Below are 14,009 nucleotides of genomic sequence, written 5' to 3' on the forward strand. Positions count from 1 at the left end.
GTGTCTACATTTAACATGCGTAATTATATCTTACTTTATCAATATATATCTAAAAGTAGAGTATTACTATATTTTATTACTATTAGTTAGAAAATAGTTGACATAATCATATAAAAATAATATAATCTCTATAATTTATTACTAATAGTAATAAATCCAAAACAAAAGGAGCCGCAAATGGCAAAAGTTTTAAAGAAAAAAGCAGTAAAAAAAGTTGTTGCAAAAGTAACTAAAAAAGCAAAAGCATCAAAAGATGTGGCAAAAAAAGTAGCTAAAGCTGTTGTAAAGAAAAAGCCTGCGACTAAAAAAGTAGCAAAGAAAGTAGCTAAAAAAGCTGTTAAAAAAGCAAAATAATTATTTTTTTAATAGTCCTGCCAAATGTCCACTGGCAAAACTCCATTGGAGGTTATAACCTCCACATGGACCATCCAAGTTCATAACTTCTCCGCAAAAATATAAACCATAAATTAGCCTGCTCTGCATCGTCTTTGGATTTATCTCTTTTAAGTTTATTCCGCCTCTGGTAATCATTGCCATCTTAAAGCCATCGTGTCCGCTTATTGTAAGTGGTGTCCATGCAAGTATATTTATGAGTTTTGCTTTTGATGAGCCGGAAATTTTCCCATATGTACCCTTAGGGTCGATGTCAGCTAAGTGAAGTAATTCTAATGAGAGAGGCTCTGGAAGTAGGGCGCAGATATACTTTAAAATCTCTGCATGTGGATTACTCTCTGCTTCTTTTTTTAAGTGCTGATTTAACTGCTCTTCATTCATCCCTTTTGTTAAATTGGCAAGTATTGGAAGTTCGCCATATTTTGATAAAAGTGGTGTAATCTCTCTGGCAAAATCCAAAACAACAGGACCTCTGATACCGTTGTTTGTAAATATCAAATCTCCTGTTGCTCTGAGTTTATTATGTTTTTTCAAGTCTACCCTAAGTTCAACTTTGGCGATTGTGTCGGCACGACAGTTTTTAACCCACTCATCTTTTGTCTTAAGCGGCATCATAGCCGGATAGAGCTCTGTTGTTTTGTGTCCGAGTTCTCTAGCCATATCATAACCGTCACCTTGAGCTCCTAGAGTTGGGTAGCCGAGTCCGCCAGTAGCTACTATGACTTTTGGTGCACTGAAAGTGTCAGATGATGTTTTAACACCAACTATTTTATTCTCTACATGTATAAGTTTTTGGACTTTTTGTAAGCATGAAACTTCTACATGTAGATTATGTAGCTCATTTTCAAGAGCAGAGATAATAGTAGATGAGCTGTGAGAAGTAGGGAAAATTCTAAAGCCGTCAGGGGCATGAGTCTCAACTCCTATATCTTTGAAAAACTGTTTAAGAGCTCTGTGGTCAAATTCTCCAAGCGCATCTTGCATAAAGCGGCCATCACGACCAAATTTAGCCATAAACTCTTCATTTGATAAAGTATTTGTAAGATTGCAGCGTCCACCGCCAGTAGCCTTCAGTTTTGCAGCAATTTTAGGAAGTTTTTCTAAAAGCAGAACACTTTTTCCATCTCTCGCAGATGTTATTGCAGACATTATCCCTGCTGCACCGCCACCAACAACGATAAGGTCAAAGCTTTTATTCAAAGTAATCCTTTTAATTGTCTAATTTTAGTATAATTTCTATTATTTATATAGGTTGAAAATGCAAACACTTTATGGTGATAGAGAAAAATGTTATAACTGTTACAGACCAAAAAGCTCCTGTATGTGCAGTTATGTCAATAGTATTAAAACAAAAACTAAGTTTATAATACTTATGCATCCAAAAGAGTTTAAAAAAGTAAAAAATGGAACTGGGCATTTAACTCATCTATCACTTAAAAATTCAGAACTTTTTATTGGAGTTGATTTTACTAACCATAAAATGATAAATGATATTATTTCTACATGTAAGAGCTATATACTTTATCCATCAAAAGACGCAATAAATATTAGCAGGGAAAAACTGTATGATAACGATTTAGATATTCAAAAAGATATGGCAATTTTTATTATAGATTCTACTTGGGCATGTTCACTGAAGATGTTAAGAGAATCTAAAAATTTACAAACTCTTAAGCATATTAGTTTTGACAATAATAAACTTTCGCAATTTAAGATAAAAGAGCAACCGGCAGATTATTGCCTATCTACAATTGAGTCAACTTTGAGTGTTTTAGAACTTTTAAACTTTTGGAAGCTTGAAAACATAGAAAATGACTATTTAAAGACATTTTTAAATCCATTTGAAAAAATGGTTGAATACCAGCTAAAATGCGTAGATAATCAGCTCAGTAATGCTGTTAGATATAAAATAAAATATAAAGTTATTAATTAAATCTTCTTTCTTTGTGATAATTTAGTTATAATTTCGCTATAAAATAATAAATATAAGGATAGACAATGAAATTATCAGATGTATTAAAGGGTGGCTTAGTAGCTGCTGCTTTAAGTACGACACTCTTAGCCGGAGTGCATGGAACTCATTGGGGTTATACAGGTCATGAAGGCCCTGAAAATTGGGGTAATTTAGATCCAAAGAATTTTATGTGTAAAGATGGTAGAAATCAGTCTCCTATCAACATTGAAGAGAGATCAATTGTAACAACAACTAAAGGGTTGGATAAAATAAAATTCAACTATGCTACAGAGGCTGAAAATGTTGTAAATAATGGACATACAATTCAGGTAAATGTTAAATCTGGAAGTTCTATAAATGTTGATGGAATAGAGTTTAACTTAAAACAGTTTCACTTTCATACTCCAAGTGAGAATCAAATAGAAAGTAAACATTTTCCTTTAGAGGCTCACTTTGTGCATGTTAGTGAAGATGGACAACTCGCTGTTGTTGCTTTAATGTTTGAAGATGGTAAAGAGAATAAAAAAATTAAAAAGATTTGGGATCATATGTCAGAGCATGCTGGAGAGACTAAAGGTTGCGGAACTCATGCAGTGGCACCAAAAGATTTTTTACCATCAAAGAAAGATTATTATAGATTTGACGGTTCACTTACTACTCCGCCATGTAGTGAAGGTGTAAGATGGTTTGTTTTTCAAAATTATACATACGTAAATAAAGAGCAAGTTAAAAAGTTTGCAGAAATTATGGGTGGCAAAGACAACAGACCAATTCAGCCTATCAATGCTAGAAAAGTTCTAAAATAATTTAATTCCCTTTTTAGAATTATTTGTAAATAAATGTAACTCTAAAGTGAAAACTTTAGAGTTGAGATAAAAAGTTTTAATTGTAAATAAAATTATTTATTAAACATAATGGAGCCGAGTCTAACCATGTTAGAACCACACTCAATTGCCAATTCGAAATCACCGCTCATTCCCATAGAACAAATAGTTGCACCTTCAAGTTCACTGTAGATTTTATATGTCGTCTCAAAACTTTTTTTAATTACTCCTATGTCATTGCTATGTGCACCAATGCTCATAACACCCTTAAGATTGATATTAGGGCACTCTTTAGCTATTTTTTCATAGCTCTCTTTTGCAGTTTCTGGCATAAAACCATGCTTACTATCTTCTTTTGCAGAGTTAATTTGTAGTAGGCAATCAAGAGTCATATCTCTAGCTTTTAGTTTCTTCTGTAGCTCATATGCCAACTCTAAAGAATCAAGTGCATGAAATAGAGTAGGGTCTATGTCTAGCAGATTGTTTATCTTGTTTTTTTGTAGGTTGCCTACAAAGTGCCACTCAATAGGAAGTTCTTTAAGCTCTTCACTTTTAGCCCTTAAGTCTTGAACTTTGTTTTCCCCATAAGCTCTTTGGCCTATACTATAAAGTTCTTCTATCTCTTTAGCTGTTGAATACTTACTAATAGCTACAATTTTTACAATATGATGAGCACTGACTCTAACTCTTGCAAATTCAACTCTTCTTATTACATCATCAATATATAGCTTATACTCTTCTTTGTTCATTTTTACCCCATTAATCTATTAATATCGTTGTATATTCCAAGTCCCATAAGTGAGAAAAGTATTGCCCACCCAGCAATAGTAAGTTTGATAACTATCGCTTCACTCGCTTCTCTTCTGAATATAAACTCATAGAGATTAAACATTATATGTCCGCCGTCAAGTGCTGGAATTGGAAGAAGATTTAAGACACCAAGGTTAACGGAAATAAGTGCAGCAAAAGCTAAAACACTCATCCATCCATATGCCGCTGCATCTGATGTTATTTTAACTATACTTATAACTCCGCCCAACTCTTTTGCCGGAACTTCTCCAACAATTAGTTTTTTAAGGCCTGTAAATATCATAGTAGAGGCAAAAACAGTCTGTTCAATCGCATAAGAGATTGTTTCACTTGGAGTAAGTTCAAGTTTGTGTGTTACTCCTGCACTCCCGATTCCTATCATTTTCTTTTGTATAATCTCGTTAAACATGTTTGTAGTTTCTGTGACTTTTGGAGTTAGTAACTTATGCTCAATAAAATTATTTCTTAAAATCTCAATATCTAGTGAGCCTGTCGAAGTTTCAATATGTTTAGCCATATCTGACCAAGTGAAAATCTCTACACTATTAATAGACTTAATAGTGTCATTAGATTTTAGTCCTGCAATAAAAGCAGGTGAATCTTTTACAACATTTCCTATAACAGGAGATAAAATACTAGGGCCACCAAGCGCGATAATAAAATAAAGCAAAAAGGCTAAAGCAAAATTGGCAAGTGGACCAGCTAAGAGTATAAAAATCTTTTGGATTGGTGTTTTTACATTATAGCTGTCGTTGTCATAACTTTTTTTACTTGGGTCACTATCATCTTGACCCTTCATCCTTACATAACCACCAAGTGGTATAAGTGCTATTTTCCACTCAGTGCCCCACTTATGAAAAGAGGCGATTTTTTTTCCAAACCCGATACTGAAAACTTCAACATAAACACCCATAGCGCGGGCTGCAAAGTAGTGACCTAATTCATGAAAAAATATAAGTGCAGAGAGGACTAAAAGAGAGATAATAAAACTCATTGATTTTTACCTTTTATAATTGCTTGTTTAAACCCATAAAGATATTCAAATCCTGAGTATAGAGTAAGAGCTACCGCAAACCATAAAAGCTCAGTCGCAAAAGGCCAGTGCATTAGTAAAAAACCAATGGCAATCATCTGTATAACTGTTTTTATTTTTCCAGCCCACGAAGCTTTAACGCTTAATCCTTCACTAACCGCAACAGTACGAATTCCAGTGATGAAAAGTTCACGAACTATAATTATATAAATTGCCCAGGCAGAAGCCTCACCAATCATCATTAGAGCTAGAAATGCAGCAAGAGTAAGCATCTTATCAGCAAGAGGATCTAAAATGGCACCAAGCATAGTCATCTGATTCCATTCTCTAGCTATGTAGCCATCAAAAAAATCTGTAATACTAGCTAGCACAAACAAAAGAGAAGCCGTATAATAGTTCCATGTAATATCATAACCAGAGCCTGTGAAAAAATCTGGATTTAAGATTATCCAAAACATCAATGGTGCAATTAATATGCGAAGTGATGCCAAGGCATTTGGAAGATTAAGCAAAAATATCCTTAAAAATTTTAATTATGTGATTTTAGCTATTTTTTGCTTGTTTTTGGTTAACTTAGTAAAAGTTTAAGTATATACTTAAGTGTACTTAAGCCAACAAAGATGGCTCATCTATATAATAACCTTGAGAGAAATCAACACCTAGTTCTTTAACTCTATCCATGATGACTCGCGAATGAACATACTCTGCTATAGTTTTAATCCCCAGTTTTTTGGCGAACTCAACTATAGTTTCAACAACCAAAAGAGAGTTTCTATCTGTGTCAATCTCTTTAACAAGAGAGCCGTCTATTTTTATAAAGTCGGCACTCATCTTGGTTAAGTATGAGAAGTTGGAATAACCACTTCCAAAGTCATCTATAGCTATTTTAGCGCCATATCTTTTTACTTCACAAATAAAGCGTTCAACTTTCTTAAAGTCATCTATTGCATCTGATTCAAGTATTTCAAATGTAACTTTATTTGATACTTTTGAATTTTTCAGTTTATCCATAATAAATATAAACATTTCTTTGTCTATAATATCTTCTATTGATAAGTTTATTGTAAATTCAAAATCAAGAATTTCAAATGTAGCAAATGATTTGTCAATTATTGTTTTTGTAACTATATGGTAGTTTTTTATCTTCTTTGCTATAGGTATAAAGTCTAATGGTGACAATACTTTTCCATTAATGTCTATAAGTCTTGCGAGACATTCATATTTCATGATTTTAGAAGTTTTAGTATCAATAATAGCTTGATAATATGGAACAACCCTAAAATTACTAACAGCCTCTCTTACCACATCTGATAACTGAAGTTTTTTTTCATAGTTGTTTTCAAAATCCATTTTATCTTCATATATCCAAAAGTGGGCACGAATCTCTTTTGCATGCCTTAGTGCCATTGATACTTTGGAAAATATATTTGTATTATCTCCATTTACGGATGATGCAAGGGTGATATTAATATATATATTAGTACCTTGATATTTAACAACAATATCTTTCAAACGGTTGTAAAGGTTATTTAGGTGCTCTTTTAAGTCATAAAAAAACATGTGTTTGTTTATGACAAGTGCAAACTCATCACCAGATAGTTTATAAATATCATACTCAGGTATGTTTTTTTGAAGATATTTGGCAACATTTTCAATTACATAATCTCCAATTAAATAACCATAAAAATTATTGATTGTTTGAAAATTATCTATGTTGAATATAATTAATGTAAAATTTTCATTTTGCTCTAAATCACCTCTTAATTGATATACATTTGGAAGGTTTGTTAAGTGATCAGTGAAATATCTGCTAAGAAGCTTGTCTCTGTATTTTATTATTTCACTACTTTTATTTGTGTTGTCTCCATACAGCTTGCTAAATATCTCATCACTGAAATCTTTAGTTTCTGTATCTTCTTGCAAAGTATAAACGTTTAGGCATATTTTAGATTTTTCGTTGTGCCTCAGAAAAACTATCTTTGCTTGTGGAACTACAGTATTTATTTCATTATTTAAATTTTGAAGCAATTGTGAATTACTTGAAAAAGATACTATATGAATAATAATGTTATTTTTTTTTAAATTTTTTAAATTTTCTAAAATATTAAAAACTTCATTTGGAGATGTAATAGTAAAACTTTTACTTTCTATAGTGTTTTTGTTTAGTTCCACATAGTCTCCAAAATACTTTTTGTTATATAAAAGCTCTTAACTTTCAATATAGATATTAATTATTTTGGGAGCAAACATTGTTCCAATAAATACACATATGTCACATATGCAACATAATAAAATACTATAAATTAAAGGCAGTGTTTAGATTTGATTTTATTTAAAGGAGTGTTTTCAACAGGGCTTTAAAGCCTTATTGAAAAGAGGAGAAATTTATAGTTATTCAGTTACTTCAACTTCTGTTTCAGTTGATTCCCAAATACCGTGCTTAGTACAGTATGCTTGAGCAGTAAGTTTAAGTTTTTTACCAGTTGGAATAATGTTAAATGTAACTTGTGCATGAGATTTTATATTTCCAAGAGCACCAGGTGTAAAGTCAGCACGAGCAAGAAGTGTTTCACCATTAAAAAGTGACATGTTAGCAATATAGTGATCGAAATCATCAGGGTGAGTATATTCATTACCCATTTTTACAGTTATAGAGAACATCTCACCAGCTTTAGCCTTACCTTCACAGTGAATGAATGGAGAGTGACGGTCAATTAGGTCTTTTTTAGCTTCACGTTCTACAGTATCAATATCTACATACTTATTTATCTTTGGCATTTTATTTCCTTGTGTTTTAAATTTATATGACATTGTAACTGTAAAAGCTTTTAGATTAACATAAAGAAGAGTATATTTATCTTGTTTAAGAAAATTTTAATTTTTAACACTATTGTTTTTAATACAACTAGACTTAACAGATAAGTAACAATTCTTGGTTAAAGTTCTCAACTTAAAATTTTTAGCTTAGGAAAATTATGAAATATAGATATTCACTTATCACACTGTTTACACTATCATCACTTAATGCACAAAATATCAGTTTAGATGCGATTAGCATAACAGCAACAAAAATCTCTACAGGAACAAAAGAGGTGTCACAATCAATTGCAGTTGTAGATGAAAAAACTATTGAAGATAAAAACATATTAAATATTCAAGAGGCTATAGAAAATATACCAGGTGTAAATGCAGAGTCTTCAACAAACTCTCCAAGTCCAAGACTTATAATCAGAGGAGCTGGGCTTAAAGCCAGATATGGTGTTAGAGAAGTTATGGTTATGAAAGATGGAGTGCCTCTAACTGATCCAGATTCATTTACAAGATTTGATTTTATTGATATACAGGATGTATCTAGTATAGAGGTTCAAAAAGGACCAGGTTCTATAAATGCTGCTAATGCAACCGGTGGTGTAATTCAGCTTATAACCAAGTCTGTATTTGAAGAAGACAAAAACAGAATAAAACTTGGTGTTGGTGATGATGGGCAAAGAAATCTTAATCTAAAAGTTAGAAGTGCTATTAGTGAAAACGATTTTGCTTCAGTTACCTTCAGCAAAAGGAAGATAGATAATAGTTGGAGAGATAATAATAACTTTGATGCCACTCAACTTAGTCTAAAATATGGTCACTTCTTTGAGGATGACTCTTCGGTAGAGACAGAACTATCATATACTGAATCAAATATGAAGATACCAACAGCAATGACAGCAGAGGAGTTTGCTGTATTTAAAAATACAGGTGAACAGCATAATACAAGTGCTCAATTCCAACACAGTTCTAGAGACTCTAAGATATTTGCCCTTAATGTTAAGTATGAAAAAGAGGTTGGAGAAATAACTTACAAACCAAGGTTTTATTTTAATACATGGGATCACTTTCATCCGGTTACAGGCTTGATAAACGAAAGTGATAACAACAGTGTATACGGAACTGATTTAGAGTTAAATTATAATCATAATTTATTTGGAAATAAAGCCTCTTTAGTAGCTGGAGTCACCTTAAAAACAGACATAACCAAAGATGCCAAAAAGTATGAGTATGCGGATTATGTAATACTACCTGCATCTGGATGGCCATTTTCACCATACATAAGTGAGACACTATCAGACAACAAAGGCGATTTGGCACAAACTGAGGATAGTACAACTACACTTTATGGGGCTTACCTGATGGAGACATTTTCACCTATAAATGGTTTGAGATGTGATATTAGCACAAGAGTTGATAAACTGAGTTTTGATATAAGTGGTAATGAGATTACAGCTTATGATTACAGCATTAAGAACTATACCGATGGTATAGGAGAATATTCGATTGATAAGTCATATAAACTTATTTCATCTAGATTTGGGGCAACTTATAAACTAACTGAGACAACCAATGTGTATTTGTCTGTGGCAACAGCTAATCAAGCTCCTACTACAAGTGAATTAGGTGAGAATGAATCTTTAGAAAAATCAACAAGTTTAAACTATGAAGTTGGTGTTAAAACCAGAGCACAAAACATCTCATTTGATTTTGCAATTTATCAAAATGATGTAGATGATGAGATTATTCAAATTTTAGATGCTAATGGTAACTCCGTGTATGATAATGCAGGAAAAACTCAAAAAAGAGGTTTAGAATTTAATGGTGTTTATAAATTATCAAATAACCTAGACTTTGGAGGAAGCTATGCTTTTAGTGATTTTAAATTTAAGAAATTCAATGAAAAAGTTGGTGCAGTATTAGTATCTAGAGATACAAACCACTTACCATATATTCCAAAAAACCAATACTCACTATTTGCTGCATTTAATATGGATAATGGGTTTAAATCTAGAATTACCACAAAAAGTTGGGGCAGCTACTATATGGACAATGCAAATACAAAAAAATATGAAGGGTTTAAATTTGCTACAGATTTAATGATAGGTTATACATATAAATCGCATAATATACAGTTGAATATTAAAAACATAACAAATAAGTACTATGCAATGGAAGCTTTAAAGGACGTATATGGAAATGAATCATATAAAGCCGCAGCTCCAATGAGTGTTATGTTGACTTATAGCTACTTATTTTAGGAATTATTATGATTGAAAAACAAATAAGAGATAAGAATGACATTTTTAACATCCCGGTTTTAAGGTTTTTATTTAAAAATCAATTGTTTATAATGGGTCTTAAATTGATATTGTTAGAGCTATTTATATATGCTATGTACTTTGGAATAATTCATCCGGTAAAAGAGGAAAACATATTTACAACTGCAGTTTTCTGGTCATTGTTTTGGCCACTGTTTATAGTAGTTACACTCTCAACATTTGGTAGAGTTTTTTGCGGTATCTGCCCACATGCATTTATAGGAAAATATATAACTGATTTTGGCCTCAAAAAAAAGATGCCTAAAGCACTCTCTAATCCTTTTGTTGGTTTACTATTGCTAGTAGTAGGTTTTTGGGTAGTTTACTATATATACCCAGAGGCTTATAAAACTCCAATTGCATCATCAATATTTTTTATTGTTCTAACCGTAATATCAATAGTGTTTTTTTATATCTACAAAGATATGAGCTACTGTAAATCAATATGTCCAATAGGAACCTTAATGAGAGGTTTTGGAAAAATTTCTTTTGCAAAACTTGGGACTTATGAAGAATCATGTAAAGACTGCAGAACATTTGAATGTGTAGATGCATGTTCTTACAACCTAAAACCATTTACGTTTGACAAACGCTCTAGTATGACAGACTGTACTCTTTGTATGGATTGTAGCAGTGCATGTGAGGCAGTTAGTTTTAAACTTGTGAAGCCATCTGAGCCACTTTTAAAAAAATTTCAGATACAAAAGGCTGAAGTATGGGCTTTTATTCTAATCACAGCAGCAATCTCTATAGCAATGAGTTTTCACCATGCACTTGGTCGTGTTGCTATTTCTGATGAATTTATTTGGTCAAAACTTGGTGCTTTTTTAAAAGAAACAATAGCTATAAGTGGAGTTGACTATGTAGGGATAAGCGCACTGTTCTTTGCAATGCTTATAACTATATCTTTGGTATATGCTGGAATGTACATTGCGGCAAAAGTCTTGAAAGAGGATTTTAAGAGAGTGTTTTACACTCTCGGTTACGCCTTTGCACCTCTGTTTATAATAGGCGGACTCTCACATACATTCGAATTTTTCTTTTTATACCACTATAGCGATATAGCAAATGGGTTTATTCAAGGTTTTTACCTTACTGTTAACAGAGTAGAACCAATCGCTACAAGAGGAGATGACTGGCTTAGAATATTTGCTATTTTTAACTACATAGCTGTTATTTGGGCATTTATAATTATGGCAAAGAGAATAAACTTTTTCAGTGCTTCAAAAATTGCAAAGATAGTAGCATTTTTAGCTGCATCAAGCTTGATAATATTTTATCTATGGCTCAACGTCTATAAAGTTTATGCATTTAAAACATATGGCGCCAAAAAGTTTGCTCATCATGCTCCAAAAACTAAAAGGTTTCAATCAGTCTCTTTGATTGATGCTACACTACTTCATTCTGGAGAAAACAAGAGAGATGGGGTTTTATGTGGTATGGATTTAGTTATATTTTATAAAACAAATCATACCGCAACATTAAATGGTAAGGCTAGACAATACTGCTCTCTTCATTGTCTTGTTGATGACTTACATGTTAATAAACTACCTCTTAAGGATATTCAAGTTGTTGATGTGAAAAGTTTGAAATTTCTAGATGTAACAAAAGCTTTTTACGTAGTTGGAAGCAGACAAAAAGGTACCATGAGTGTAGAGAGCAAGTATGCATTTTCAAATTATGAAGACGCCAGTGAATTTGCAAAACTATACGGCGGCAAAATTTTAAATTTTGATGGAGCCGTAGAGATAGCAAAAAAAGATTTTAAAAGCACTCTTTAACCAATAAACAGATAAAATCGCGGCAATAATATAAAAATAAAGAGTATATGAGATGTTGAAACCATTATTAATCGAGATTGGTGTAGAAGAGCTTCCAGCGGTTCCGCTTTTAAAAGAGTTGAGTAATATTGAAAAAAAATATGCTGATATTTTAGAAAAAAATTCACTTTTATGTGAGTTTGACTTCTACTATACACCTCGTCGTTTGGTTATTTGGCATGCAGAGTTTAAAACTCGTCAAGATGACAGTGAAGAGGAGTTTTTCGGCGCACCAATATCTGTAGCATACAAAGATGGTGAACCAACTCCGGCAGCTATGGGCTTTGCCAAGAAATGCGGAGTTACCATTGAAGAGATTGGCAAAGCAGAGAAGGGCGGCAAAGAAGTTCTTTACTACAAAAAAGATGTTAAAGGTAAAGCTTCAGCAGAGCTTTTAGGAGAGATAACAGAGAACTGGATTAAGTCACTGGACTTTGGTAAATCTATGAGATGGGGAAGTAGTAGCGATAGCTTTATAAGACCTATAAGATGGGTAAATGTACTTTTAGGCGATGATTTAGTTGATATGGAAGTTTTTAATGTAAAGTCCAATAAGCAGACTTTTGTTCACCGTATCAGTAATTTTGACGCTGTTAATATTAGTGGAGCCAAAGAGTACTTTGAAGTTTTGAAAAAAGGTGGTGTTACACTTTTCCCTGAACTAAGACGTGAAAGTATTTTATCTGACTTCGTTTCACTTGAAAAAGATAATGGTATAAAAATCGAAATAGATGAAGAATTACTAGATGAAGTTGTAGCAATCACTGAACACCCAACCGCACTTTTAGGCTCATTTGATGAGTCGTTTTTAAGACTTCCTCCTGAAGTAATTATTACCTCTATGAAAGAGCACCAGAGATACTTTCCAGTTTTTAAAGATGGTAAATTAATCAATAAGTTTGTTGTTGTATCAAATGCATTTACGGATGATTTTACTAAGGTTATTGAAGGAAATGAAACAGTTCTAAGACCACGCTTGGCAGATGGGCTTTTCTTTTATGACAATGACCTCAAAAACGGACTTAGTACCAATGGACTTGAAAAAGTTGTCTTTATGAAAGGTCTAGGGACAGTGGCTGATAAAATAGAGCGCGAGAAAAAAATAGCAAATACTCTTTTTGACATGTATACTCCAAAAAACTCAAAAAAAGAGACACTAGAGCGCGCTGTAAGTCTAGCAAAAGCTGACTTGACAAGTGAGATGGTATATGAGTTTACAGAGCTTCAAGGTCTTATGGGAAGCTACTATGCAAAATCACTAGGTGAGAGTGATGAAGTAGCTACATGTATAAAAGAGCAGTATCTTCCAGACGGAGAAGATAGTGAGCTTCCTTCATCTGAGCTAAGCGCAATAGTTGCTATGAGTATTAAGCTAGATACTCTGCTTGCCATGTTTAGTATTAACCAAATCCCAACAGGCTCTCGTGACCCTTTTGCGCTTCGTCGTGCTGTTAATGGTCTTATTAGAATCACTAGAGAGCATAACTTAGAGTTTGATATAGTTGATACTCTTACAAATTTAAGCAAAGAATATGCAGAGTTTGAAATGTCAAAACTAGAGGGATTCTTTTTAGAGAGGGTTAAGCAGTACTTTAAAGTAAACCCATCAATCGTAGAGGCTGTTTTGGCTTCTGGAGAGAGAGAACTTTTAGCAATGGGTAAAAAGATAGAAGCTTTAGAGACCATGGTTAATAGTGAAGGTTTCAGTGAATCTTTTTCAACATTTAAAAGAGTCTCAAACATCACTAAAGATATTAATATGTCAAAAGAGATGATAGTTGATCATAAGCTTTTTGAGCAAGAAGCAGAAAAAGTCCTACATGTAAGATATATAGAAGTTTCTACATGTAAATATAACTCTTATGAAGAGGAACTTGATGCTCTCTTTGGTCTTAAGCCTGAACTGGATAAGTTCTTTGAAGATGTTATGGTAAATGCCGAAGATGAAAGTGTAAGAAATAATAGAAAATCTTTACTAGCTTCTATCTATAAAAGTATCTTGAAAATTGCTGACATCAAAGAGGTGAGCGTAGCATAACTGAAGAG

12 protein-coding genes are annotated in these 14,009 nt (G+C 32.8%); 6 read left to right on the top strand and 6 right to left on the bottom strand.

The window, feature by feature from the left end:
- Positions 1 to 177: 177 nt before the first annotated feature.
- Positions 178 to 354 (top strand): hypothetical protein, encoded by a 177-nt coding sequence (locus HUE87_RS05735; protein ID WP_194367764.1) that lies wholly within the window; start codon positions 178 to 180, stop codon positions 352 to 354.
- Here HUE87_RS05735 and HUE87_RS05740 read toward each other — a convergent pair whose 3' ends face one another.
- Positions 355 to 1,593 (bottom strand): BaiN/RdsA family NAD(P)/FAD-dependent oxidoreductase, encoded by a 1,239-nt coding sequence (locus HUE87_RS05740; protein ID WP_194367765.1) that lies wholly within the window; start codon positions 1,591 to 1,593, stop codon positions 355 to 357.
- Positions 1,594 to 1,651: 58 nt separating this feature from the next.
- Here HUE87_RS05740 and HUE87_RS05745 point away from each other — a divergent pair, with 58 nt between their 5' ends.
- Both HUE87_RS05745 and HUE87_RS05750 read left to right on the top strand, forming a co-directional pair.
- Positions 1,652 to 2,326: a tRNA-uridine aminocarboxypropyltransferase gene (locus HUE87_RS05745; protein ID WP_194367766.1), complete on the top strand. Its 675-nt coding sequence runs from the start codon at positions 1,652 to 1,654 to the stop codon at positions 2,324 to 2,326.
- Positions 2,327 to 2,391: 65 nt separating this feature from the next.
- A complete protein-coding gene (locus tag HUE87_RS05750) occupies positions 2,392 to 3,153 on the top strand; it encodes a carbonic anhydrase (RefSeq protein ID WP_194367767.1) in 762 nt (253 codons plus the stop codon).
- A gap of 92 nt (positions 3,154 to 3,245) precedes the next feature.
- On the opposite strand, the gene HUE87_RS05755 is transcribed toward HUE87_RS05750, so the two are convergent.
- The 5 genes from HUE87_RS05755 to HUE87_RS05775 form a co-directional block, all read right to left on the bottom strand.
- Entirely contained in the window at positions 3,246 to 3,920 is a 675-nt protein-coding gene (locus HUE87_RS05755; RefSeq protein ID WP_194367768.1) for a YggS family pyridoxal phosphate-dependent enzyme, read from the bottom strand.
- Between the two features lie 2 nt (positions 3,921 to 3,922).
- Positions 3,923 to 4,975: an RIP metalloprotease RseP gene (rseP, locus tag HUE87_RS05760; RefSeq protein ID WP_194367769.1), complete on the bottom strand. Its 1,053-nt coding sequence runs from the start codon at positions 4,973 to 4,975 to the stop codon at positions 3,923 to 3,925.
- On the bottom strand, positions 4,972 to 5,526 hold the full coding sequence (gene pgsA, locus HUE87_RS05765; RefSeq protein ID WP_194367770.1) for a CDP-diacylglycerol--glycerol-3-phosphate 3-phosphatidyltransferase: 555 nt from the start codon (positions 5,524 to 5,526) through the stop codon (positions 4,972 to 4,974). Before pgsA ends, rseP begins: the two co-directional genes overlap by 4 nt.
- A gap of 94 nt (positions 5,527 to 5,620) precedes the next feature.
- Positions 5,621 to 7,186, bottom strand: coding sequence for an EAL domain-containing protein (locus tag HUE87_RS05770; protein ID WP_194367771.1), 1,566 nt, complete (start codon positions 7,184 to 7,186; stop codon positions 5,621 to 5,623).
- Positions 7,187 to 7,405: 219 nt separating this feature from the next.
- On the bottom strand, positions 7,406 to 7,792 hold the full coding sequence (locus HUE87_RS05775) for a class II SORL domain-containing protein (RefSeq protein WP_194367772.1): 387 nt from the start codon (positions 7,790 to 7,792) through the stop codon (positions 7,406 to 7,408).
- Positions 7,793 to 7,989: 197 nt separating this feature from the next.
- On the opposite strand from HUE87_RS05775, the gene HUE87_RS05780 reads away from it, so the two are divergent.
- Genes HUE87_RS05780 through glyS form a run of 3 tightly spaced genes read left to right on the top strand, consistent with a single transcriptional unit; the run spans position 7,990 to position 14,001 of the window.
- Positions 7,990 to 10,083: a TonB-dependent receptor gene (locus tag HUE87_RS05780; RefSeq protein WP_194367773.1), complete on the top strand. Its 2,094-nt coding sequence runs from the start codon at positions 7,990 to 7,992 to the stop codon at positions 10,081 to 10,083.
- 8 nt (positions 10,084 to 10,091) lie between these two features.
- Positions 10,092 to 11,924, top strand: a complete 1,833-nt coding sequence (locus tag HUE87_RS05785; RefSeq protein ID WP_229855244.1) for a nitrous oxide reductase accessory protein NosL — start codon at positions 10,092 to 10,094, stop codon at positions 11,922 to 11,924.
- Between the two features lie 52 nt (positions 11,925 to 11,976).
- Positions 11,977 to 14,001 carry a glycine--tRNA ligase subunit beta gene (glyS, locus tag HUE87_RS05795; protein WP_194367774.1) on the top strand — a complete coding sequence of 675 codons (2,025 nt, stop codon included), beginning with the start codon at positions 11,977 to 11,979 and terminating at the stop codon, positions 13,999 to 14,001.
- Positions 14,002 to 14,009: the final 8 nt, after the last annotated feature.

The sequence above is a fragment of the Candidatus Sulfurimonas marisnigri genome, assembly GCF_015265475.1.
GTDB classification, from domain to species: Bacteria; Campylobacterota; Campylobacteria; order Campylobacterales; family Sulfurimonadaceae; genus Sulfurimonas; species Sulfurimonas marisnigri.

Bases quoted from the DNA above. Each gene is read 5' to 3' on its own strand.
- HUE87_RS05735 (WP_194367764.1), top strand. From the start codon at position 178: ATGGCAAAAGTTTTAAAGAAAAAAGCAGTAAAAAAAGTTGTTGCAAAA.
- HUE87_RS05745 (WP_194367766.1), top strand. From the start codon at position 1,652: ATGCAAACACTTTATGGTGATAGAGAAAAATGTTATAACTGTTACAGA.
- HUE87_RS05750 (WP_194367767.1), top strand. From the start codon at position 2,392: ATGAAATTATCAGATGTATTAAAGGGTGGCTTAGTAGCTGCTGCTTTA.
- HUE87_RS05755 (WP_194367768.1), bottom strand. From the start codon at position 3,920: ATGAACAAAGAAGAGTATAAGCTATATATTGATGATGTAATAAGAAGA.
- rseP (WP_194367769.1), bottom strand. From the start codon at position 4,975: ATGAGTTTTATTATCTCTCTTTTAGTCCTCTCTGCACTTATATTTTTT.
- HUE87_RS05775 (WP_194367772.1), bottom strand. From the start codon at position 7,792: ATGCCAAAGATAAATAAGTATGTAGATATTGATACTGTAGAACGTGAA.
- HUE87_RS05780 (WP_194367773.1), top strand. From the start codon at position 7,990: ATGAAATATAGATATTCACTTATCACACTGTTTACACTATCATCACTT.
- HUE87_RS05785 (WP_229855244.1), top strand. From the start codon at position 10,092: ATGATTGAAAAACAAATAAGAGATAAGAATGACATTTTTAACATCCCG.
- glyS (WP_194367774.1), top strand. From the start codon at position 11,977: ATGTTGAAACCATTATTAATCGAGATTGGTGTAGAAGAGCTTCCAGCG.